The sequence below is a fragment of the Limnohabitans sp. JirII-29 genome, from assembly GCF_003063395.1.
Taxonomy (GTDB): domain Bacteria; phylum Pseudomonadota; class Gammaproteobacteria; order Burkholderiales; family Burkholderiaceae_C; genus Limnohabitans.
This window is the reverse complement of the sequence record NZ_NESB01000011.1, coordinates 13,658-34,927: the sequence shown is the minus strand read 5'-3', so window position 1 is coordinate 34,927 and position 21,270 is coordinate 13,658. Positions and strand designations below refer to the sequence as shown.

At 60.1% G+C, this 21,270-nt stretch carries 26 protein-coding genes; 7 read left to right on the top strand and 19 right to left on the bottom strand.

Annotated elements, in window-relative coordinates:
- Position 1: 1 nt before the first annotated feature.
- From B9Z39_RS14950 to B9Z39_RS14935, 4 genes are read right to left on the bottom strand one after another with little or no spacing between them, the layout of a single operon-like run.
- Positions 2-907 (bottom strand): dienelactone hydrolase family protein, encoded by a 906-nt coding sequence (locus B9Z39_RS14950; protein WP_108302264.1) that lies wholly within the window; start codon positions 905-907, stop codon positions 2-4.
- A complete protein-coding gene (locus tag B9Z39_RS14945) occupies positions 904-1,347 on the bottom strand; it encodes a YeeE/YedE family protein (RefSeq protein ID WP_108302263.1) in 444 nt (147 codons plus the stop codon). The genes B9Z39_RS14950 and B9Z39_RS14945 overlap by 4 nt, the downstream gene beginning before the upstream one ends.
- Positions 1,348-1,357: 10 nt before the next feature.
- Positions 1,358-1,795 carry a YeeE/YedE family protein gene (locus B9Z39_RS14940; RefSeq protein ID WP_108302262.1) on the bottom strand — a complete coding sequence of 146 codons (438 nt, stop codon included), beginning with the start codon at positions 1,793-1,795 and terminating at the stop codon, positions 1,358-1,360.
- 11 nt (positions 1,796-1,806) lie between these two features.
- Positions 1,807-2,118 (bottom strand): helix-turn-helix transcriptional regulator, encoded by a 312-nt coding sequence (locus B9Z39_RS14935; RefSeq protein ID WP_100147886.1) that lies wholly within the window; start codon positions 2,116-2,118, stop codon positions 1,807-1,809.
- 91 nt (positions 2,119-2,209) lie between these two features.
- Between B9Z39_RS14935 and B9Z39_RS14930 the strand changes: the two genes are divergently transcribed.
- From B9Z39_RS14930 to B9Z39_RS14915, 4 genes are read left to right on the top strand one after another with little or no spacing between them, the layout of a single operon-like run.
- Entirely contained in the window at positions 2,210-3,085 is an 876-nt protein-coding gene (locus tag B9Z39_RS14930; protein WP_233249027.1) for an MBL fold metallo-hydrolase, read from the top strand.
- Between the two features lie 17 nt (positions 3,086-3,102).
- Entirely contained in the window at positions 3,103-3,465 is a 363-nt protein-coding gene (locus B9Z39_RS14925; protein ID WP_108302260.1) for a carboxymuconolactone decarboxylase family protein, read from the top strand.
- Position 3,466: 1 nt separating this feature from the next.
- A complete protein-coding gene (locus tag B9Z39_RS14920; RefSeq protein ID WP_108302259.1) occupies positions 3,467-4,096 on the top strand; it encodes a bifunctional 2-polyprenyl-6-hydroxyphenol methylase/3-demethylubiquinol 3-O-methyltransferase UbiG in 630 nt (209 codons plus the stop codon).
- Between the two features lie 28 nt (positions 4,097-4,124).
- Positions 4,125-5,306 carry an MFS transporter gene (locus tag B9Z39_RS14915; RefSeq protein WP_108302258.1) on the top strand — a complete coding sequence of 394 codons (1,182 nt, stop codon included), beginning with the start codon at positions 4,125-4,127 and terminating at the stop codon, positions 5,304-5,306.
- A gap of 37 nt (positions 5,307-5,343) precedes the next feature.
- Here the strand turns inward: B9Z39_RS14915 and B9Z39_RS14910 are convergent, their stop codons facing one another.
- A complete protein-coding gene (locus B9Z39_RS14910) occupies positions 5,344-5,547 on the bottom strand; it encodes a DUF2892 domain-containing protein (RefSeq protein WP_108302349.1) in 204 nt (67 codons plus the stop codon).
- 199 nt (positions 5,548-5,746) lie between these two features.
- Here B9Z39_RS14910 and B9Z39_RS14905 point away from each other — a divergent pair, with 199 nt between their 5' ends.
- The gene (locus B9Z39_RS14905; protein WP_158269514.1) at positions 5,747-6,820 is read left to right on the top strand and encodes an amidohydrolase family protein; all 1,074 of its coding nucleotides are present in this window, start codon (positions 5,747-5,749) and stop codon (positions 6,818-6,820) included.
- Between the two features lie 52 nt (positions 6,821-6,872).
- On the opposite strand, the gene B9Z39_RS14900 is transcribed toward B9Z39_RS14905, so the two are convergent.
- From B9Z39_RS14900 to B9Z39_RS14860, 9 genes are all read right to left on the bottom strand, one after another.
- Complete coding sequence (locus B9Z39_RS14900; protein ID WP_108302256.1) at positions 6,873-7,928, bottom strand: isocitrate/isopropylmalate dehydrogenase family protein; 1,056 nt, start codon at positions 7,926-7,928, stop codon at positions 6,873-6,875.
- Positions 7,929-7,995: 67 nt separating this feature from the next.
- Entirely contained in the window at positions 7,996-8,994 is a 999-nt protein-coding gene (locus tag B9Z39_RS14895) for a tripartite tricarboxylate transporter substrate binding protein (protein WP_108302255.1), read from the bottom strand.
- Positions 8,995-9,021: 27 nt separating this feature from the next.
- Complete coding sequence (locus B9Z39_RS14890) at positions 9,022-9,981, bottom strand: tripartite tricarboxylate transporter substrate binding protein (protein WP_146183345.1); 960 nt, start codon at positions 9,979-9,981, stop codon at positions 9,022-9,024.
- Between the two features lie 31 nt (positions 9,982-10,012).
- Positions 10,013-10,603 carry a carboxymuconolactone decarboxylase family protein gene (locus B9Z39_RS14885; protein ID WP_108302253.1) on the bottom strand — a complete coding sequence of 197 codons (591 nt, stop codon included), beginning with the start codon at positions 10,601-10,603 and terminating at the stop codon, positions 10,013-10,015.
- Between the two features lie 9 nt (positions 10,604-10,612).
- A complete protein-coding gene (locus B9Z39_RS14880; protein ID WP_108302252.1) occupies positions 10,613-11,224 on the bottom strand; it encodes a hypothetical protein in 612 nt (203 codons plus the stop codon).
- Between the two features lies 1 nt (position 11,225).
- Positions 11,226-11,750 (bottom strand): carboxymuconolactone decarboxylase family protein, encoded by a 525-nt coding sequence (locus B9Z39_RS14875; RefSeq protein ID WP_108302251.1) that lies wholly within the window; start codon positions 11,748-11,750, stop codon positions 11,226-11,228.
- 29 nt (positions 11,751-11,779) lie between these two features.
- The gene (locus B9Z39_RS14870; RefSeq protein WP_108302250.1) at positions 11,780-12,748 is read right to left on the bottom strand and encodes a tripartite tricarboxylate transporter substrate binding protein; all 969 of its coding nucleotides are present in this window, start codon (positions 12,746-12,748) and stop codon (positions 11,780-11,782) included.
- A 17-nt stretch (positions 12,749-12,765) separates the two neighbouring features.
- Positions 12,766-13,578 carry an SDR family NAD(P)-dependent oxidoreductase gene (locus B9Z39_RS14865; RefSeq protein WP_108302249.1) on the bottom strand — a complete coding sequence of 271 codons (813 nt, stop codon included), beginning with the start codon at positions 13,576-13,578 and terminating at the stop codon, positions 12,766-12,768.
- A 16-nt stretch (positions 13,579-13,594) separates the two neighbouring features.
- A complete protein-coding gene (locus B9Z39_RS14860) occupies positions 13,595-14,485 on the bottom strand; it encodes an amidohydrolase (RefSeq protein WP_108302248.1) in 891 nt (296 codons plus the stop codon).
- Positions 14,486-14,596: 111 nt separating this feature from the next.
- On the opposite strand from B9Z39_RS14860, the gene B9Z39_RS14855 reads away from it, so the two are divergent.
- Positions 14,597-15,487 (top strand): LysR substrate-binding domain-containing protein, encoded by an 891-nt coding sequence (locus B9Z39_RS14855; protein ID WP_108302247.1) that lies wholly within the window; start codon positions 14,597-14,599, stop codon positions 15,485-15,487.
- Here B9Z39_RS14855 and B9Z39_RS14850 read toward each other — a convergent pair.
- Together B9Z39_RS14850 and B9Z39_RS14845 are read right to left on the bottom strand one after the other, a co-directional pair.
- Positions 15,484-16,554, bottom strand: a complete 1,071-nt coding sequence (locus B9Z39_RS14850; protein WP_108302246.1) for an aromatic ring-hydroxylating dioxygenase subunit alpha — start codon at positions 16,552-16,554, stop codon at positions 15,484-15,486. The two genes, B9Z39_RS14855 and B9Z39_RS14850, sit on opposite strands and share 4 nt — an antisense overlap.
- Before the next feature lie 17 nt (positions 16,555-16,571).
- Complete coding sequence (locus B9Z39_RS14845) at positions 16,572-17,741, bottom strand: ABC transporter substrate-binding protein (protein WP_108302245.1); 1,170 nt, start codon at positions 17,739-17,741, stop codon at positions 16,572-16,574.
- Positions 17,742-17,842: 101 nt separating this feature from the next.
- Between B9Z39_RS14845 and B9Z39_RS14840 the strand changes: the two genes are divergently transcribed.
- Entirely contained in the window at positions 17,843-18,364 is a 522-nt protein-coding gene (locus tag B9Z39_RS14840; protein ID WP_108302244.1) for a MarR family winged helix-turn-helix transcriptional regulator, read from the top strand.
- 26 nt (positions 18,365-18,390) lie between these two features.
- On the opposite strand, the gene B9Z39_RS14835 is transcribed toward B9Z39_RS14840, so the two are convergent.
- The 3 genes from B9Z39_RS14835 to B9Z39_RS14825 are packed head-to-tail and all read right to left on the bottom strand — an operon-like array spanning position 18,391 to position 21,228.
- Entirely contained in the window at positions 18,391-19,380 is a 990-nt protein-coding gene (locus B9Z39_RS14835) for a tripartite tricarboxylate transporter substrate binding protein (RefSeq protein WP_108302243.1), read from the bottom strand.
- A 10-nt stretch (positions 19,381-19,390) separates the two neighbouring features.
- Positions 19,391-19,954: a c-type cytochrome gene (locus B9Z39_RS14830; protein ID WP_158269513.1), complete on the bottom strand. Its 564-nt coding sequence runs from the start codon at positions 19,952-19,954 to the stop codon at positions 19,391-19,393.
- A gap of 32 nt (positions 19,955-19,986) precedes the next feature.
- The gene (locus B9Z39_RS14825) at positions 19,987-21,228 is read right to left on the bottom strand and encodes a sorbosone dehydrogenase family protein (protein WP_233249026.1); all 1,242 of its coding nucleotides are present in this window, start codon (positions 21,226-21,228) and stop codon (positions 19,987-19,989) included.
- Positions 21,229-21,270 lie beyond the last annotated feature (42 nt).

Here is a 21,270-nt window from a genome sequence, read left to right as displayed (position 1 = left end):
TTTACAGGTTCTTCGCGAACCACGCCACCGCGCGTTGCCAGCCATCGGTGGCGGGGCCTGCGCGGTAGCTGGCGCGGTAGTCGGCATGAAACGCGTGGGGGGTGTCTGGGTACACCACGAAGTCGCTGGCCTTGGCGGCGGCGTTGCCTTGTGCCCCGGCTTGGGCCAACGCGGCTTTCATGCGATCGACCGAGGCCACGGGAATGCCGGTGTCCGCCGCGCCATACAAACCCAGCACCGGGGCTTTGAGTTGGGTCGCTTGTTCAATGGGGTGGCTGGGGTTGATGGGGCTGGTTTGGCCTTCCAAGCGACCGTACCAAGCCACACCGGCTTTGACGCTGGGGTTGCGTTGTGCGTACAACCAGGTGATGCGACCGCCCCAGCAAAACCCAGTGATGCCAATGCGTTGCGTGTTGCCGCCTTGCCCACCGGCCCAGGCCACACAGGCGTCTAAGTCGCCCATCACTTGGGCATCGGGGACTTTGGCAATGACTTCGGCTTGCAGTTTGGCAATTTCGCCGTAGCTGCTGGCGTCACCCTGGCGGATGAACAACTCGGGGGCAATGGCCAGGTAGCCTTCTTTGGCCAGACGGCGGGTCACATCGGCGATGTATTCGTGCACGCCAAAAATTTCCGAAATCACCAGCACCACCGGCAGGTTGGTTTTGCCTGCTGGCGCCGAGCGGTAGGCCGGCATCTTGAACCCGTTGACGTCTATCACCACCTCGCCAGTCACCAAGCCTTCGCTGGAGGTTTTGATGGCGGTTTGTGCCATCAAGGGCATGGCCGCAGCGGCATAACCCAGCCCCAAAGCAGTCTGCAAGGCCAAGCGGCGTGTGGGCGCGATGGTGCTGGCGTCGGTGCTGTTGAGCAAGGCTTGGCTGTCTTGGATCAAGTTGGAATTCATGGCTGACTTTCTGTTGAAGAGGAGGGTGGATAGAAGCGCTGAATACTTTGGTACGCGATCATGCCAAAGATCATGGCAATCACAAATGCCACAGCCTTTTCTTGACCCGAAACCAAGGTTACCAACGCTGGCCCAGGGCAAAAACCAGCCAAACCCCAGCCCACCCCAAAGACCAGGCTGCCCACCACAACGCGGCGGTCTATCTTTTCGGACGCAGGCCACGCGAAGTGTTGACCCAGCACCGGATGGTTGCGCCGTTTGGCCCAGGCAAAGGCAAAGACGCCCACGCCGACGGCGCCTGCCATGACCAAGGCCAGCGAGGGGTCCCAGTGGCCCGCCAAATCCAAAAAGCCAATCACCTTGGAAGGGTCGGTCATGCCCGAGAGCATGAGCCCCACCCCAAACAACAGGCCTATCAAAAATTCACTGATGCGTTGCATGTGTTTCTCCTCACAGCCAGTGCCCGAGCACAAACACCACGGCAAACCCTGCCGCCATGAACACCCCCGTGGCCACCATGGAGCGTGGGGACAGACGTGACAAACCACACACGCCGTGTCCACTGGTGCAGCCCGATGCATAGCGGGTGCCCAGGCCCACCAACAGTCCCGCCACGATGACCATGCCTGTGCTGGCGTCAATACGCGGGCTTTTGATCCACTGCACGGGCGCCACCCGTTGCACCACCCAGGGTGCTGCCAGCAGCCCCAGTAAAAAGCTGATGCGCCAAGAGGTGTCACCACGCGTGGGTGGCAGCAGCCCGCCCACGATGCCGCTGATGCCCAAGATGCGTCCATTGAACAAAATGAACAGGGCCGAGGCCAAGCCCAGCAGCACGCCACCGGCCAGCGAGGTCCAGGGCGTGAAATGGTTCCAGTCGAGGGTCATGGTGTGGTCTTTCAGGGGGTGCAGAAGTTGGCATACAGCACGTGCATGACGGCCAATGCTTCTTGGCTGGTGATTTGGTAATAAATGTTTTTGCCTTCACGGCGCGTGCTCACCAAGCCCTCGTTGCGCAGCACCCCGAGTTGTTGCGAGAGGGTGGGTTGCACGATGCCCAACAGCTCTTCGAGTTCGCTGACGCATTTCTCGCCCTCGGTCAGTTGGCACAGCAGCAGCAAGCGGTCGGCATTGGACAGCACCTTCATCAACCGACAGGCTTGATCAGCCGATTGATGCATGCTGGCGAGATCAAAGGTTTTTTTCTTCATGACAAATTGAGGGCGACTAATTTTTTAGTATATTAAAAAACATATACAAAAAATGTATATTGATAGAAGGCTTTCCTCTAAGATCACCCGCATGCCAGCTCCGATGTTTCAGCCCCAAGTCCAAGGTTTCTTTGACCCAGTGACATGCACCGTGACTTACGTGGTGCATGAGGGGGCAGGATCGGCATGCGCCATCATCGACCCGGTGTTGGACTACGACCCCAAGTCAGGCCGCACCCACCACACCAGCGCAGACCGGGTGATCGACTTTGTGCGGCAGCACCAGTTGCAGGTGGTTTGGATATTGGAAACCCATGCCCATGCCGACCACCTGAGTGCCGCCGCCTACCTCAAGGCGCGCTTGGGCGGTCGCACCGCGATTGGGGCTCACATCACGACGGTCCAAAAGGTGTTCAAAAAATTGCTGCATTTGGAGCCGGGCTTGAAGGTGGATGGCTCGCAGTTTGACCACCTGCTCCAAGCCGGTGAGGCGATGGCCGTGGGCCGTGTGATGGGCACTGTCTTGAGCGTGCCCGGGCATACCCCGGCCTGTGTGGCCTACCAGTTTGGCGATGCGGTGTTTGTGGGCGACACCTTGTTCATGCCCGATGTGGGCACCGCGCGTTGCGACTTTCCGGGTGGCGATGCCAAGGCGCTGTACGCCTCGGTGCAACAGCTGCTGAGCTTGCCAGCCGACACGCGCTTGTTCATGTGCCATGACTACCCGCCCAACGATCGCCCTGTGGCATTTCAAACCACGGTCGCTGAACAGCGCGCCCACAACATCCATGTGCACGACGGCGTGACTGAGGCCGAGTTTGTGGCCATGCGCACACAACGCGATGCGGGTTTGGAGATGCCGGTGCTGATATGGCCAGCGGTGCAAGTCAACATCCGTGCCGGTGACATGCCGCCTGCCGAAGCCAATGGGCTGTCGTATTTGAAGATTCCTGTGAATGCTGTTTGATTTTTAAGGTTCTGACCATGAGTTCTTTTGACCACCCCACGTTGATTCAAAACATCAGCCAATCCATGGGCGCTTTGCGCAAAGCCCAACCCGAGGCCATGCAAGGCTTTGGGCAATTGGCCAAAGTGGCCATGGCGGTCGGTGCCATCAGCGAGAAGCACAAAGAGCTGATCGCCTTGGCGATTGGCATCACACAACACTGTTCGGGCTGCATTGGCTTTCATGTCAAAGCCTTGCGTCGTCTCGGCTGCACGCGCCAAGAGCTGGAGGAAATGTTGGCGGTCACGGTCTACATGGGCGGTGGCCCGGGCTTGATGTACGCGTCAGAAGCCCTGACCGCTTGGGACGCGTTTGCGCCTGCCACCGAGGCGCAGGCTTGATATGGCAACGTTCACCAACCCACTAGAGCGCTGGCAGCACCGTTTTGACATTGAGGGCTATTTGTTTGGCGAACAACCCAATGCGTATTTGGCGCGGCAACAGCGCTACCTCCAACCCGGCTCGGCCTTGTCGGTGGCCGATGGCGAGGGGCGCAACAGCGTCTGGTTGGCCAAGCAGGGCTTGCAGGTCGATGCGTTTGACTTCTCATCCAACGCTGTGATCAAGGCCCATCAATTGGCCCAAGCGCACCAGGTGCAGGTGAACTTTCAGTGCAGCGACTGGCAGTCGTTTGCGTGGCCGCCAGCGCGTTACGACAACGTGGTGGGCATCTTCTTTCAGTTTGCCGGTCCAGATCCACGTGCGCAGCTGTTCGCACGCATGGATGCCAGTTTGAAGCCCGGGGGAACTTTGGTGATTCAGGGCTACAGCACCGCGCAACTCAAGTTCAACACCGGTGGCCCGGGCGAACTCGACCACTTGTACGACGAGGCGCTGATGTGCGCATCGTTTCCAGGCTACGAGGTGCTGGATCTGCAAACGTACGAAGCCAACATTGCCGAGGGCACCGCCCACAACGGCATGTCGGGCTTGGTGGGCTTTGTCGCCAAGAAGCCTCTGCTGGGCATTTGAGTGCCCCAACTCAGCTATAACCTAGACCATGAACCGACATCTTTTATTGCTTGCCATCGCCCAGGGCTTGTTCCTGACCAACAACGTCACCTTCATTGCCATCAATGGCTTGGTCGGGTTGAGTCTGGCCCCGGTGGGCTGGATGGCCACCTTGCCTGTGATGGGCTATGTGGTGGGAAGTGCGCTGAGCACAGGTTTGGTGGCCAAGTCGCAACAACGCTTTGGTCGCAAGGGCTCGTTTCAACTGGGCTTGTTGGTGGCCCTGCTGTCGGCAGGTCTGGGGGCTTGGGCGGTGTTGATCCAGTCGTTTTGGTTGCTCGTGGCGACGACGTTTATTGCTGGGTATTACAGCGCCAACGCGCAGTTGTACCGTTTTGCCGCAGCTGAGTTGACCACGGTGGACTACCGTGAAAAGGCCGTGTCTTTGGTGATGGCGGGTGGCTTGATAGGGGCCATCGTGGGCCCCAATTTGGCGATGTACACCAAGAACTTGTTGGAGTTTCCGTTTGCCGGTGCCTATGTGGCGCTGGCCTTGGTGGCGGTTGTGTCGATGGTTGTGATGGCGTTTATCCAGTTTCCGCCTGCACCTGTGGCGTCCAGCAGCGACCAACCCGGTCGTCCTTTGGGCGTGATCATGCGTCAACCGGTGTTCTTGGTGGCGGTGCTTTGCGCGTCTTTAGGGTATGGCGTGATGAACTTGCTCATGGCCGCTACGCCTTTGGCCATGCAAGTGTGTGGCTTTGAATTTTCAGACACCGCTTGGGTGTTGCAGTGGCATGTGATTGGCATGTTTGCCCCCGGCTTTGTGACGGGGCATTTGATCAAACGCTTTGGCGTGTTGTCCGTGATGGGCGTGGGTGTGTTGTTGAACTTTGCCTGCATCGCCGTGGCCTTGTCGGGTGCCGACTTGCAACAGTTCCTGGTGGCCTTGTTCATGTTGGGCGTGGGCTGGAACTTCCTGTTCACGGGCAGCACCACCTTGTCGATGCTGGCCTACACCCCGCAAGAAAAAAACCGTGCCCAGGCCGCCATCAACTTCTGCGTGTTTGCCACCATGGCCGTCACATCGTTTGCGTCGGGGGCCTTGGTCACCACCCAAGGCTGGGCGTGGTTGAACTGGGGCTCACTGTTGCCCGTCGCCTTGGCTGGTTTGGGGCTGCTGTGGCTGCGTGGTTCTGGCCACCTGAAGCCCAAGCTGGCCTCTGCTTGATGCCTGCTTGGCGTGTCTGTGCCTGTGCTTGTGCTTGTTAGGCGGGGCGGTCGTCTTTCATCGGACAGGTATTGATGCCCAGCAAGGTGTACACCCCGCAAAAACTGAACACGCCCGTGGCCAGCACGATCAGGCCCAGATAGCCCCAAGCGCCGATGGTGTGGGTGAGTGCCAGTGCCACCAGCACAACACCCACGACGATACGCAAAACGCGGTCAATACCGCCAACATTTGATGTCATACATTTCTCCGATGAAGCGTTGAGCCAATACAAGCATTGGATTGGAACGCTTCATCATGCGCCATCCCTTGAGACATATCAAGAGATGCTTATATTTGAGTCAGTCGCCCGAGGGACTGGGCACTGGTGCCAACCCCATGGGCAAGCACGGGGTCTTCTGGCAAAGTTGCGCCAACTTTGTCAGACCCAGGAGACTTTCGTGGCCCAACGCTTCCACCCCCAAGACGGTTGCAACCAATGCACCCCACGCCGTGGCTTTTTAACCGGCCTGTTGGCCGCTGGTGCGGCTGCGGTGTTGCCATCGTGCGCCACCTCGTCCAAGGACGCGCCGCTGCCCAGCGTGGCCAAGCGCAGCTTGGTCGATGTGCACCACCATGTGTGGGCCCCCGCATTTTTGAAAGAACTCGAAACCCGCAAGCTGGCTGAGCCACCGGCTCGCAACTGGTCGCTCAACAAAACCTTGGACGATATGGCCCAAGCCGGTGTGACCTACTCCATCACCTCACCCACCACGCCAGCAGCCAGTTTTGGCGACGCCGCCACCATGCGCGCCATGGCCCGCGTGAGCAACGAATACGGTGCCCAGCTGGCGCGTGACTACCCAAGTCAATTTGGTTTCTTTGCCACCCTGCCCATGCTCGACGTAGATGGCGCTTTGGCCGAGATTGCCTACAGCGTGAACGTGCTCAAGGCCAACGGCATTGCCATGCTCACCAGCTACGACGGCAAATGGTTGGGCGACAAGGCGTTTGCGCCCATCATGGACGAGATCAACCGCCGCAAGCTGGTGGTCTACACCCACCCATCCAACCCCAAGTGCTGCGGCAACTTGCAAGAAGGTGTGCCGGGCTCGACCATCGAGTTCGCCACCGACACCACCCGCACCATTACCAGCCTGCTGTTCAGCGGCACGGCCACGCGCTGCAAAGACATCAAGTTCATCTTCTCGCACGCGGGGGGCACCATGCCATTCTTGGTGGAGCGCCTGACCATGCTGCCCAAGCTCAACGCCAACTTCGGTAAGATCTTGCCCAGCGACCAAGTGCTGCCTACTTTGCGCAGCTTCTACTACGACACGGCACAAGCCTCGCACCCCGGTGCGCTGTTGTCGCTCTTGAACCTGGTGGATGTGTCGCAGGTGGTGTTTGGCACCGACTTCCCTTACCGCACCTCACTCGACCACGTCAAAGGCCTGATGGCCATGGGTTTCAGCATGAACGACCTCACGGCCATTGAAAGCCGCAATGCCCAGCGTTTGCTGGGACGTGCCTGAACATCGCCTTTGAGGCCAGTCAAAACGCCACCCTTGGGTGGCGTTTTTGTTTTTAGCCCAAGCGTTTCACCACCGCCTGACCGGTGGCGTGGGTGCCCAATTTTCCGCCCACGTCGCGCGTGCATTCGCCATTGGCAATGCAGTCTTCCACCGCTTGATCGATGGCTTGTGCGGCCTGCAAGTAAGCGGCGTTACCTGAGCGCTGGGCGTGCCAGCTCAGCAACATGGAGGCCGACAACACCAGCGAGAACGGGTTGGCAATGTCTTGGCCCGCAATGTCGGGGGCCGAGCCATGTGCCGCTTGGCCCATGGCGTTGTTCAAGCCCGCGTTCAAAGAGCCGCCGAGCCCCAAGCTGCCTGAGAGTTCGGCTGTGAGGTCCGACAAGATGTCACCAAACATGTTGGTGGTCACGATCACGTCAAAGCGTGCCGGTGCGCGCACCACGTGGGCCATCATGGCGTCGACGATGAAGTCGTCCACCGTCACCTCGGGAAAATCTTTGGCCACGCGGTGACAGGCATCCAAAAACATGCCATCGGTGACTTTGAGCACATTGTGTTTGTGCACCAGGGTCAGGTGACGCTTGCGTTGCATGGCCAGTTCAAAGGCGCTGCGTGCGATGCGCTCGCAACACTCGCGGGTGATGCGACGCAGCGAGATGGCCACGTCGGGCGTGACCAAGATTTCGCTGTTGCCCGACTCCACGTTGCGGTCGGCATAAAAGCCCTCGGTGTTTTCGCGCACCACCACCAAGTCAAAGGCTGAGGTGATGGTTTTCACGCCCGGGTAGGTGCGTGCCGGGCGGATGTTGGCAAACAGGTCCAGGCTTTTGCGGAAAAACTTGGAGGGGTTGATTTCGCCTTTGGCTTCGTCTTTGAAGTCGTAGGTGGCCATGGGGCCGAGCATCAGGCCATCGGCGTTTTTGACTTTCTCCAACAGCGCAGTGGTCACGGTGGCACCGTGCTTTTGCAAACTGGCGTGGCCGGCGATGTCGTGCATCAACTCCAGGCCAAGGTTGAAGCGTTTGGAGGCGGCTTGCAGCACATCGACGGTGACCGCCATGGTTTCGGGGCCAATGCCATCGCCGGGTAAAACAACAATTTTCATAAACAACTTATCGGTGGGTCAAAAGGAAAGAGGAGGATGAACAAACAAGCGAGATCGCTTATGCGGGTCACTGTTCAAGTTTCAGGTCGGCATCTTTGATGAGCTTTTCAAACTTCACCGCTTCGCTGCGCACGTAGTCGGCAAATTCAGCAGGGGTGTTTTTGGGCACCGCCACGTTGTCGCTCTCCAGACGGCTGCGAATCTCAGGCATGGCCAGCACGCTGTTGACATCGCGGTTCAAGCGCTCAATCACCTCCGCAGGTGTGCCCGCTGGCGCAAACAAGCCACCCCACAAGGTGTAGCTAAAGCCTGGCAAGCCCGCCTCGGCCACGGTGGGCACATTGGGCAAAGAATTCATGCGGCGGGTGGTGGTCACGCCCAGTGCTTTGAGCTTGCCGCCTTTGATTTGGGGCATGGCCGCTGAAGCGCTGCTGAAGAAGGCTTGCAAGCGACCTGCCATCAGGTCGGACATCAAGGGGCCCACGCCTTTGTAGGGCACGTGGACCATGTTGAGCTTGGCCCCAAGGGCCAAGGCCACGGCGGACAGGTGACCCGGAGTGCCAGCACCCACCGAGCCGTAGCTGAACTCGCCGGGTTTGGCGCGTGCCATTTGGATGAATTCAGCCACGGTGTTGTAAGGGGCATCGGCGGGCGCCAGCATGACCAGGGGGGCGTTGCCAATCAACACCACAGGCACCAGTTCTTTCATGGGGTCGTAGCCCAGGTCTTTCATGAGCACGCGGTTGACGGTGATCTCACCGGTCTGACCCAGGAACAAGGTGTAGCCGTCGTTTTTGGATTTGGCCGCGATGCGTGTGCCCACCGTGCCCGAGACGCCAGGCTTGTTGTCGACCACCACGGCTTGTTTGTAGATCGTGGACAGCTTGTCGCTGACCAAGCGTGCAAACACATCGCCTTGGCCGCCAGGTGCGTAGGCCACGATGACAGTGACTGGTTTGTTGGGGTAGTCGTTGTCGGCCGCTTGTGCCGATGACAGGCCCAGCGTGGCCAGCAGTGCTGTGGCCCAAAGGCGCGTGAGCAGGTGGCGTTTAGGAACGTGGTTCATGTGTGTCTCTCAGGGTGTTGATACGGGTTATTCGGGTTTGATGTTGCCGTCTTTGACGACGCGGCTCCACAAGGCCAATTCCTGTTTGAGCAAGCTGTCGAGTTCACTGGTGCTAGAGCTGGCCGACTGCATGCCCAATTTGGCAAAGCGCTCGCGCACATCGGGCCGCTGCAAAATGGTTTTCAAATCTGCGTTCATTTTCTCCACCACCGCCGTGGGTGTTTTGGCGGGCAAAAAGAAGGCAATCCAGATGGTGGTCACGTAGCCGGGCACACCTTGTTCGCTGATGGTGGGCAGGTCAGGCAACTCGGGGTGACGTTTGGCGCTGGCAATGCCCAGCGCCTTGACGCGGCCTGCCTTGATGTTGGGTACTGCCGAGTTGAAGGCATCGAACATCAGCTGCAAATGGCCAGCCAATAAGTCTTGGGCTGCCGGCCCCTGGCCCTTGTAGGGCACATGCGAGAGCTGCGTCCTGGTCATGTGGGCAAACATCTCGGCACCCAGGTGGTAGGTGCTGCCAATGCCCGAGGAACCGTAAAACAGTTTGCCGGGGTTGTCTTTGGCGTAACGGATGAACTCTTGCACATTGTTGGCAGGCACCGAGGGGTGTACCACCAAGATGTTTTCAATGGTGGCAATCAGGCTCACCGGCGCAAAGTCGCGCACGGGGTCGAACGAGAGTTTGGGCATAAGCGCTGGGTTGGCCGCCATGATGCTGCTGGTGCCAAACAAAATCGTCTGGCCATCAGCAGGCGCACGCGCCACAAACTCGGCTCCAATGGCACCTGTGGCGCCCACGCGGTTGTCCACGATCACGGGCTTGCCCATGGCTTCGGACAGCAGCGGCGCAATCACCCGTGCCGCGATGTCGGTGGGGCCACCCGTGGCAAACGGCACCACCAAGCGCACGGTGTTGCTTTGTGCCCAAGCTTGGGCTGCACACAGCAACAGGCCCATCAAACTGATCTTCCAAGTCGGTTGGCGCATGACAAACTCCTGGTTGAACACGTGACAGAACTCAGCTCAGCAAACGTTGGCGAATGTCCAGCGGTGACATGACCTCCAAGGGCTCTGCGCCCCCGTTGGGAATGCCCACTTGGGTGGCGTTGAGCAGCATCGACACCATCACATAGGTGCCTGAGAGCACGGTGAGGTCGACCACCGCTTGCTCGCCCAGGCTGTGGATGGCACGTTGCCACAGCGCGTCGGGCACGCGGTGGTTCAGGCTGAGCTGGATGCAAAAGTCATACACCAAGGCCTCGTCGTCTTGCATGCCTTGCGGGCGTTGGCATTGACGCAGCTGTTCAATGATGGCGGGTGACAAACCTGCTTTTAGCGCAATCGGGTCGTGCGCCCACCACTCGTATTGCGCATTGGCAATGCGGGCCTGGATGAGGATGGCAAATTCGTTCAGCCGTTTGCTGACCGAGGTTTTGAAGCGCAGGTAATCCAGAAAGTCAAAACAGCGCCGCGCCATGTCGGGGCTGCGCAGCAAGGCGTTGTAGGGACCACCCAGTGCAGCGCTGGAGACTTTGAGGATGTCGTCGGCCAGTGGCTGGACCTCGGGGGCGAGGTCTTCGTAGCGCAGTTGCGAGAAGCGTTCGGTCATGGGCAGTCCTCAGGCGTTGGGGTTTTCAAACATGGTGCGCAGCGTGTTCACAAAGTGTGGGCGGCATTTGTCGCTCCACGCGGTGCCACGCACGGCCAGCCACGGGGGGGAGCCCAGAGTCTCCTTGCTCGCCAGGTCGTAACAAGCGAAAGAGTAGGGCGCGTGGTCGAGGTTGACCAAGCGGCGCGCCAAGATGCAGCCTGGCACGCGGGCCAGGCCGGGCATGTGTTCTTGGTCGTACCAGTTGAAGATCTCTGCTTGCCAGCCGTCGTCGGTGTCGGTTTCGACCACATAGTGCACGCCCGGCGTGTCGTCAAAGCTGGCGCCTTCACAGCGCAGCATTTCACGCAGGCGCGACACCTCGGCACTGTGGCCTGTCAGTGCATGCCAGCGTTTTTCAAACGCCACACAGTCGCTGCGGGCTAGCTCGGTGGCTTGGGGCAGGTGCAGGTAGATGTGGTGCATGGGCTGGCCGTTCTCGGCATTGGCCGTGGCCACACTTTGCACCCTGGCTTGTGCCAAGGGGGTGTCTGCCATGGTGTCGTGCCAGCGTGCCACGGTGCCTGGCGGGTACGGGTGGCTGGTTTTCAGCAGCAAGGCGTCACACAGTTGTGTTGGCATGTCAGTGCCCAATGTGCAACGCGACCAACACACGCGAGACCATGTTGTAGGCACCGATGGTGATGCACAAGTCGAGCAGCGCCTGGCCTTGGAAGTGTTCATGGATGCGGGCAAACAAGGGCTCGGGCACCTCGATGTCGCGGGTCATGGTGTCGGTGAGCTCGAGCACCAGTTGCTCCAGCTCGGTGAACTGTGACGAGATGGGTGTTTCTTTCACGGCCTCGACTTTGTGCGCAGCCATGCCTTCTTTCAAGGCGAAGGGCACATGGGCATCAAACTCGTAATGCGCACGGTTGAGCACGGCCACGCGCAAGATCACCAGCTCGCGCAAGTCGCCAGGCAAGCTGTTGCGCTGGCGTACGGCGCGGGTGAACTCTTCCCAACCTTGGGCCATGTCGGGGCTGTTGAGCAGGTATTGGTAGAGCGGCGTGACCTTGCCGCGTTTGGCCACGATCTTGGCTTCGAGTTCAGCCAGTTCAGGGCGTGCGCCAGGCGTGATGGGGGTGATGCGTGCAGTGTGTGTCATGGTGTGTGTGCGTGTGGATGTTGGAGGTGTCAGTCCGCGGTGATTTTCTTGAGGCGAATCACACGGCCCCACTTGGCCATGTCGTTTTTCAGCAGAGTGCTCAGCTCGGTTGGGCTGGTGGCGGCAGGCTCGGCGCCCGAGGCAATCAGCTTGCTGCGCACGCTCTCGCTCGCCAGGGTGCGACGCACGGCTTGGTTGAGGCGCTCCAGTTCTGCGGGTGGTGTGTTCTTGTGCGCGAACAAGGCATACCAGTTGTCCGAGTCCACGCCGGGCACGCCAATTTCCTGGAAGGTTTTGACATCGGGGAACAGGGGGTGACGGCGTGTGGCCGCAATCGCCACCGGCTTGAGCTTGCCGTTGCGCACTTGGCCCATGAGGCCCGGGATGTCGCCAAAGAAACCATCCACATGCCCTGCCATGACGTCGGTGATGGCGGGTGCTGCGCCTTTGTAGGGGATGTGAACCAAGTCGGTGTGCGTGGCGTCAGCCAACAGCTCCATGGCCAAGTGCGGCACGCTGCCGGTGCCAGATGACGCCATGGTCACGCGCTTGAGCTTGGCCGCTGCAATGAACTCTTGCGGGGTGTTGACCGGGTTGCTGGGGTTGACCACCAACATTTCCACGTTGTTGACCACCAACGACACGGGGGCGAAGTCGCGCACTGGGTCGTAGGCGAGGTTGGGGTAGAGCGAGGGGTTGATGGCCACTGCGCCCACACTGGTGAGCCACAAGGTTTGACCATCGGCGGGTGCTTTGAGCATGGTGTCGGCGGCAATCGCGCCGTTGGCCCCGGCCTTGTTTTCGACCATCACTTGGTGGCCCAGTTCTTTGCTCAGTTGATCGGTCAGTGTGCGGGCCACAAAGTCCACCGGACCGCCGGGCGGAAAGGCCACCAGGATGCGAGTGATCTTGGTTTGCGCACTGGCCCAGGTGGTCAGGCCTGCCAGCAAGCTCAGGGCCAGCAGTTGGTGCAGGCGTCGTTTGGTCAAGCGTGTCATGAGAGTTTCCTTAAGGTTTAGTCGCAACGCACGGACATGCCGCCGTCGACGATGATTTCGGTGCCGGTGATGAAGCGTGCCTCGTCGCTGGCCAAAAACAGCACGGCGTTGGCCGTGTCTTGGCCGTCGCCCATGAAGGGCAAGGGGATGCGTGATTGGCGCTGGGCCAGCAAGGCCTCGACATCGCCGCCCGCACGTTGTTTGGCCAAGCGGGTTTCCACCATCGGGGTGTGCAACTGACCCGGCACCACGGTGTTCACGCGCACGCCCTTTTTGGCGTACTGCACTGCGGTCACGCGGCCCATTTGAATCACGGCGGCTTTGGTGGCGGCATAGGCCACTTGGGCGGCACCCGTCCAGCGGATGCCCGAGGTCGAGGCCATGTTGACGATGGCACCAGACCCTTGTGCTTCCATGAGAGGCAGCACATGTTTGCAGGTCAAAAACACGCTGGTGAGGTTGTGGCCGATTTGTGCGTGCCACACCTCTTCGCTCATCTCCACCGGGCCACCGGGGGCCGAGCCGCCGACGTTGTTGATGAGTACATCGATGCGGCCAAATTTTTCGACGGTGGCGCGCACCGCTTGGGCGATGGAATCGCTGCTGGTGACATCACAGGTCATGGAGGAAATTTGGCCTTGGTTGACGCCTGTCACGGCTTGGGCGCGTGAGAGGGTTTCTTCCAGTCGCGCTTGTTCACGGTCAAGCGCCATCACGCGCGCGCCTTCTTGCACCATGCGCACCGAGATGGCCCGGCCATTGCCCCAGCCCGGGCCCACCGAGCCTGCGCCGGTGACCAGCACCACTTTGTCTTGCATACGTCCTGTCATGGGGTGTCCTTGTGTGTCAGTGTTCAAAGCGGTAGAGCGTTTGGGGGTTGTCCACCAACAGCGCTTGCACCAGGGCGGGCGTGGTGGCGATGCGCTGGATGGCGTCGGTCAGCACACCGTCGTCGGGCACGTGGGTGTGGTTGGGGTGAGGCCAGTCACTGCCCCACACGCATTGGGTGGGGAAGGTGTCGACCAAATACTTGGCCAGCGCCACACCGTGTGGGTAAGGCGGCGAGGCCAGGGGCACTTTCTCGTCGATGCGGTCGATGCCGCTGACTTTGACGTGGAACATCGGCTTGTCCAGCAAACGGCACAGCGCCTGGAAGTCGGCATGCTGTGCGCCCAGCGTGGCGTCGACACGGGCCATGTGGTCAATCACCACCGGCACGGCCGACTGTTTGAAGACGTCGCCCAAGGTGTGGATCAAGCTGCTTTCAAAATGCACCTGCAAGTGCATCTGGCAATCGGCCAAGCGGTGGGTGAGGGCAATCAGGGCCTGTGGATCAGCCCCTGCGCCCAAGTGTTTCATGAAGTTAAAGCGCACGCCACGAAAGCCCAGCCCTGCCAAGCGTTGCAACTCAGGCAGACCCACGTCCACAGGGACCAGGGCTACGCCGAGGTAACGACCGCCGCCGGCTTGCAAGGTTTCTTCCACCACGCGGTTGTCCATGCCGTGCACAGCGGACTGCACCACCACGCAGCGCGCAAAGCCCAGGCTCTGGTGCCAGGCAAACAAGGCTTCTTTGGGGGCATCTGCCGGAACTTTTTGCAGCCCAGGCACGTAGGGGAAACGGGCCGTGGGGCCGAACACATGCACATGTGCGTCGCACGCGTGGGCGGGCAGTTGCCAGCCCGGCTGAGACGGGGTGGTCATGTAGGTTTGAACGGGGGTGGGGGTGGGTGTCATGGTGGGTGCAATTTTGGGTGCAATTGCCGCCCTAGAATTGACCTTTTAAAAATATCAGCTATCAGCAAAACGGATAGCTGAGATGAATGACTGGAAGGGTTTGCGCACAGCATGAACTTGCAACGCTTGGAATACTTTGTGGCCGTCATCGATGCGGGCAGTTTGAGCCGAGCTGCGGCCATCTTGGACATGTCGCAACCTGCCTTGAGCCGACAGATCGCCTTGCTGGAAGAAGAAACCGGCCACCGCTTGTTGACCCGCCATGGCCGTGGCGTGGAGCCCACCGAAACCGGCTTGGCGTTATTGGGCCATGCACGTGGTTTGTTTGAGGGCGTGGCGCGTGCCGAGGCCGACATGCTTGAGCGCCACAAAAGCCCGCGTGGTCGTTTGACGATTGGCTTGCCTCCGCGTGTGGCACACACCATGACCACCGACTTGGTGCAGAGCTTTCGGCAACAGTTCCCCGACGCGTCCATCAGCATTGCCGAAGGCTTGAGCGTGCCTTTGCGCGAGTGGTTGATTGCTGGGCGTATTGATTTGGCGGTGTTGTTTGACCCGCCCCACTCACCCCAGTTGACGCTGGAGACCTTGGTGCGGGAAGACCTGGTGTTGATCTCATCACACGCGCTGCCTGCGCGCATCAAATTGGCCGATGTGGGGCAATACGAGTTGGTGTTGCCCAGCGGCCCACACGCTTTGCGCCAGTTGCTCGAAGACGCGGTGCAACCGCGTGGTGTGATGCTGCGGGTGGTGGCCGAGGTGGACTCGATCCAAACCGTGTTGCCTCTTGTGGCACGTGGCGTGGCCAACACCGTGCTGCCCGTGAGTGCCTTGAAGTCGTGGCCAAGCCACTTGCCACCGCATGTGGCGCAGATCACCTCACCGCAAATTCGCAACCGCTTCACGGTGGCGGTGCCCAAGGCGCGGCCCGCTACCCAGCTCACACGCTATGGCTTGGAGCTGCTGCGCCGTTTGGTGCAGCAGCATTACGGTGCGAACTAAGCCTTCGACTCTTGGGCCAGCAAGCGCTCGACCACGCGCTTGGCCCGATTGGGACCGACGTCGACGTGGATGTCGAGTTGCGGTGGATGGCCAAAGCGTTGCTGGTTTTGCCATTGCGCTTCGATGATGACTTTGTCTTCTAGGAAGGTGGCGGCGGTTTGTTGGACCACCAGATCGACGATGTTGTCTTTGTCGGGGTGCGGGTTGGTGGCAATGGTCCAGAAGTAATGCGTGGTGGTGTCGGTCTCTGGCGTCACGCCGTGCAAGCCGCGCATGTGAAAGCCTTCGCGGTTAGGGTCGTCGTAGCTGCCCGAGCCCACATCCATGGCACCGGTCCAGATCAGCTCATGCGTGACATGAAACGCCACCTCTTGCCAGCGGTCCACCCGACCTTTGAACGGCCAGGCTGCGGTGTAGGTCGGTGGTGGTTCTGAGTTGGGCATCAAGCGCGTGACCTTGACCACATCGCCTTCTTGGCTCACGGTCAGCTTCGCGTTCATGTGAATGGCCGGATTGCCACCAATGGTTTTGGTGTGCACATAGCCCAGGTGGCTCAAGTCCAGCAGGTTCTCGTGGATCAGCATGTAGGGTGCGTCGTAGTGGTAGCAGTCGCCGCCAAATTTGTACTTGGGGTCGCTGTGCACCGGGTAGGCGGGCGGCTCGTCCTGCGGCGTGGCATCGGGCGTGTCGCCCACCCACACCCACAAAATTTGGTCTTTCTCGCGCAAGGGGTAAGACACCACTTTGGCCTTGGCCGGAATTTTTTCTTGGCCCGGAATCTCTACACACGTGCCTTCGTGTGAGTACAACAGGCCGTGGTAGCCGCAGCGCAAGCCGCGCCCCTCGACCTTGCCGCACGACAGCGGCAAATCTTTGTGGCAGCAGCGGTCTTGCAGCGCCGCCACCTGCCCGTCGGGGGTGCGAAACAACACCATGGCCTGGCCCAGCAGGGTGCGTGCCACAGGCTGGTCTTTCAGCTCCCAAGAAAAACCAGCGATCCACCACCGGTTCAAGGGAAAGGTTCGGGTGTGTCGTGTCAGATGAACCGGTTGTGTGGGGGCATTCATGGTGTGTTCTCTCAAACTCAAGGGGTCACGGCTTTGACGGTGTCGATCTCGGTGTTCCAGAGTTGACCGTTTTTACGCTCAACTTTTCGGATGTACACGTCTTGCACGATGTCGCGTGTTTGTGCGCTGATTTGGATGGGCCCACGTGGGCTCTCAAAACTCAGGCCCTTCATGGCATCCACCAAGTCCATGCCTTTGCCCTGACCTTTGGTGGCCTTGAGCGCGGTGTAGATGGCATGCATGCCGTCGTAGCCGCCCACCGCCATGAAGTTGGGACGCATGCCGTTGTTGGCCTTGCCAAATGCAGCGACAAATTTTTTGTTCAAGGCCGAGTCATGCGATGCCGAGTAGTGGAACGAGGTCACCACACCCAGCGCGGCGTCACCCATGTCGTTCAAGGTGTCGTCGTCGGTCACCCCCCCATCGCCAATCAGCTTCACGCCTGCTTTGTCCAAGCCACGTTCCGTGAACTGCTTCATCAAACTCACCGCTGGGCCGGAGGGAATGAACACAAACAAGGCGTCGGGTTTTTCGTCGCGAATTTTTTGCAGATAGGGCGCGAAGTCGGGGTTGCGCATGGGCACGCGAATTTCGCCCACCACTTTGCCGCCATCACGTTCGACGTGTTCTTTGAAGGTTTTCTCCGCGTCAATGCCGGGGCCGTAGTCGGAGACCATGGTCATCACTCGGCCAATTTTTTGGCGTTTGACCCACTCGGCCATGGTGCCAGCGGACTGCGACAAGGTGTAACTGGTGCGCACCAGGTAGGGCGATGTGGCGACGATGCCGGTGGTGGCGGCGGCCATGATGACGGCTGGGGTTTTGCCTTGGGTGGCAATGGGACCTACGGCCAAGGCCGATGGCGTGATACCAAAGCCTGCCAGCACATCGACCTTGTCGTTGACCACCAGCTCTTGGGCGATGCGCTTGGATTGGTCGGGCACACCGCCATCGTCGCGCAAGATCACTTCAATTTTGCGTCCGGCCACGTCGCTGCCGTTGTCGGCCATGTAGAGCTTCACAGCGGCATCGATTTGGCGACCGGTGGATGCAAAAGGGCCCGTCATGGGCAGGATCAAACCCACCTTGAAGGCGGGCGCTTGTGCCAACGCCAAGCTGGGCAGGCAGGCAGCGGCACAGGCCAGTTGAACCAGGAGGGCGCGTTTGGAGAGTTGGCGGTGGGTCACGGAGGGTTTCCTTCAGTATGCTGAAGGTTTCATGTTATTTCATGGTCTTCTCAAACTGCGCACGGAAATACCCTAATGCCTTGCCCCAAAATACAGGTCTCATGAAAAAAACCACCCGTCCACGCCAGTCGGTGTCTGCCGATCTTTACGATCAGCCGGGGCACCTGATGCGTCGTGCGCATCAAATCACGGTGAGCTTGTTTCAAGAAGAGGTGGGAGAGGTGGTCAGCCCCAAAGAGTTCGCGATTTTGCGCATGATCCACGAAACGCCCGATGTGGACCAAGTGCGGCTGGCCCGACTGATTGGCATTGACACCTCGTCGGCCGCATTGACCGCGGCCAAGCTCGAAAAGCGGGGGCTGATTGCGCGCACTGTCTCCACCGTGGACCGACGCTTGCTGAGTTTGCGTTTGACCCCCGAGGGGGAGCAGCTGTTGGATGACACGGTCAGCGGCGTTTACCGCATGCGCGAAAAGTTGCTCTCGCCACTGACCGAGTCCGAACAAAAGGTGTTCATGCGCTTGTTGAGAAAGTTTGTTCACCTGCACAACGACGAGAGCCGTGCGCCACTGTGGACGCAGGTGGATGCAGCGCAGCCGGGCAAGCGTCAACCCAAGAGCTGACTTCCTGCGCGTGCGTCTGTGCCAGCTCAGTCGAGTTTTGCGCCTGACTTTTTCACCACGTCAGACCAGCGCGCCAACTCTGTGCCGAGGAATTTGGCAAAGTCGTCGGCACCCAAGAAGGCGGGGTCGGCACCTTGGTCGGTCATGCGGCTGCGCACCTCGGGTTGGGCGAGCATGGTTTTGAACGCCTCGCTGAGTTGCTGCACCACGTCTTTGGGCGTGCCCGCTGGCGCCAAGAAACCATAAAAGCCCACCACCTCAAAACCGGGCAAGCCGCTCTCGATCACGGTGGGTACCTCGGGCAGCGCCACGCTGCGTTCGCGGCTGGTCACGGCCAGGGCACGCACCTTGCCTTGGCGGTGGTAGTTGGCCGCTTGCGGAATGCTCTCGGCCATGAACTGCACTTGACCGGCCATCAAGTCGGTAAAGGCGGGCGCACTGCCACGGTAAGGGATGTGGACCATGAACAAACCCGTGGCGTTTTTGAACATCTCGGGCACCAAGTGGCTGATGCCGCCATTGCCTGCTGAGCCGTAGTTGATTTGCCCAGGGCGCGCCTTGGCATAGGCAATGAATTGCGGCAAGGTGGTGACGGGCAACTTGGGGTTGACCAACAAGGCCAGGGGTTGCATGGCGGTGCGCGCCACGGGCACAAAGTCGCACAGCGTGCCGTAGGGCAGTTTGGTGTAGAGCGCAGGGTTGATCACCATCACCCCGGTGTTGGCCAGCATCAAGGTGTGGCCATCGGGGGGCGACTTCATGACCTCTTGGGCACCCACGGTGCCGCCTGCACCGGATTTGTAGTCGATCAACACCGGTTGGCCCAACACGCTTTGCAGCTTGTCGGCCAGCAGGCGCGCATGCAAGTCCAAAGGACCGCCGGCCGGAAAGCCCACCACGATGCGAATCGGTTTGGTAGGGAAGGTGGCGGCGTGGGTCGTGGTGGCGAGGCCGAGAGCGAAAGCCAGAACCAGAGACGTCCACGCGCTGGTCAGAATGCGTCGTCTCTGGGTCATGGGGTCTCCTCTAAGGCAGGCTGGCAGCATACACCGCCATGGCGTCAATCTCTTCGTCGGTCAAACTGCGGGCGGCGCTGCCCATGGTGCCGTCCATGTCGGCGCGTGCGCCAGAGCGCAGGTTGCGCAACTGGGTGGTGAAGTACTCGCTGGCCTGACCCGACAGGCGTGGCACATGCTTTTGGCCTTGCAGCTTGGCACCGTGGCATGACGAGCAGTACTGCTGTTGGGCAATGACCTGGCCTTTGGCAATTTTGGCGGCGTCACCCCCTGCTTGTGCGGGAGGCGCTGGCAGTGCGGCGTAATGTGCCGCAATGTCGCGCATGTCTTGCTCGCTCAGGTTGGCGGCGATGGCCTCCATGCCACCGCCTTTGCGGCGTTGGTCACGGAATTGCAACAGTTGGTAGAACACCGACAGCGGGGGTTGCGCTGCCAGATGCGGCACGCCTGGTATGGCAGACACGCCCTGCTCGCCATGACATGCGGCACACAGCTGGGCTTTGGCTTTGCCAGCCACCGCATCGGGGGCAGACACCGCCAGCGTGCTGGTGAGTGCCAACGTAAAAAAGGCCATTCCTTGAATGGCCTTGGAGAGCTTTAAAAAGCTCATTTGGCGTAGGTCACGCGGAAGATCGCGCCCGCCACGTCGTCAGACACCAGCAACGAGCCGTCTTTCAAGACATGCACGTCAGCAGGGCGGCCAAAGTAGTCATCGCCATTGGCCCAGCCAGAGATGAAGACTTCTTTTTTGGTCACGTTGCCTTTGGCATCGAGCACCACGCGCACCACGTCGTAGCCAGTTTTCTTGGTGCGGTTCCAAGAGCCGTGCTCAGCGATGAAGATGTTGTTTTTGTACTCGGCAGGGAACTGCTTGCCGGTGTAGAAACGCATGCCCAAAGCGGCCACGTGGGGGCCAATCTTCAACACAGGCTTGTCGAACTCGTCGCAGGTACGGCCTTTGCCGTGATCGGGGTCGAGCAAGTCGCCTTGATGGCAGAAGGGGTAGCCAAAGTTCATGCCCTTGCGGGTGAGGCGGTGCAAGGTGTCGTTGGGCAGATCGTCGTTCACCCAGTCGCGGCCGTTGTTGGTGAACCAGAGTTCTTGGGTGACGGGGTGGAAGTCCATGCCCACGCTGTTACGCACGCCGTGTGCCATGGTCTCTAGCTTGTTGGTCTTGAGGTTCAAGCGCACGATGGTGGCGTGCGTGACGGGCTGGACCACGATGTTGGCGGGTGTGCCAATTTGGAAATACAGGTAGTTGCCATCTGGGCTCAACTTCATGAATTTCCAGCCATGGGCTTCGTCGTTGGGCAGCGCGTCAAACACGACCACGGGGGCCGGTGGGTTGTCCAGGTTGGCTTCGATGTTGTCGTAGCGAATGATGCGTGAGAGTTCGGCCACATACAGCGAGCCATCTTTGAAGGCCACGCCATTGGGGCGGTGCAGGCCTTTGGCAATGGTTTTGACTTCGCGCTTGTCGCCTTTGTCGATCACGGCATACACGTTGCCCGTGAATCGGGTGCCGACAAACAAGGTGCCGCTGGGGCTTTGCACCATGGAGCGTGCATTGGGCATGCCGGTGGCCCACAACTCAACTTTGAAGCCAGCGGGGGCTTTGAGGTTTTGGGTCGGGATGTCGCTCGCGGGCAGTGCGGTCATGCCGGGTGGGTTGGGCGTCAAATTCAGCGCCGCTTGTTCGGGCGTGCGGCCTTGGGCCCAGGTGGGCGGAATGGCGGCTGCGGCGGGCGCAGCGGGCGCTGCTTGTGCGAAGGCACCAGCGCTGGCCAGGCCCAGGCCCAGGGTGAGTGCTGCGTTTTGCAGCGTGCGGATGAAGCGTCGTTGTTGCACGGAGGTCTCCTTGTGTGAGGGGGTGGATTTAAATCGAAGTCC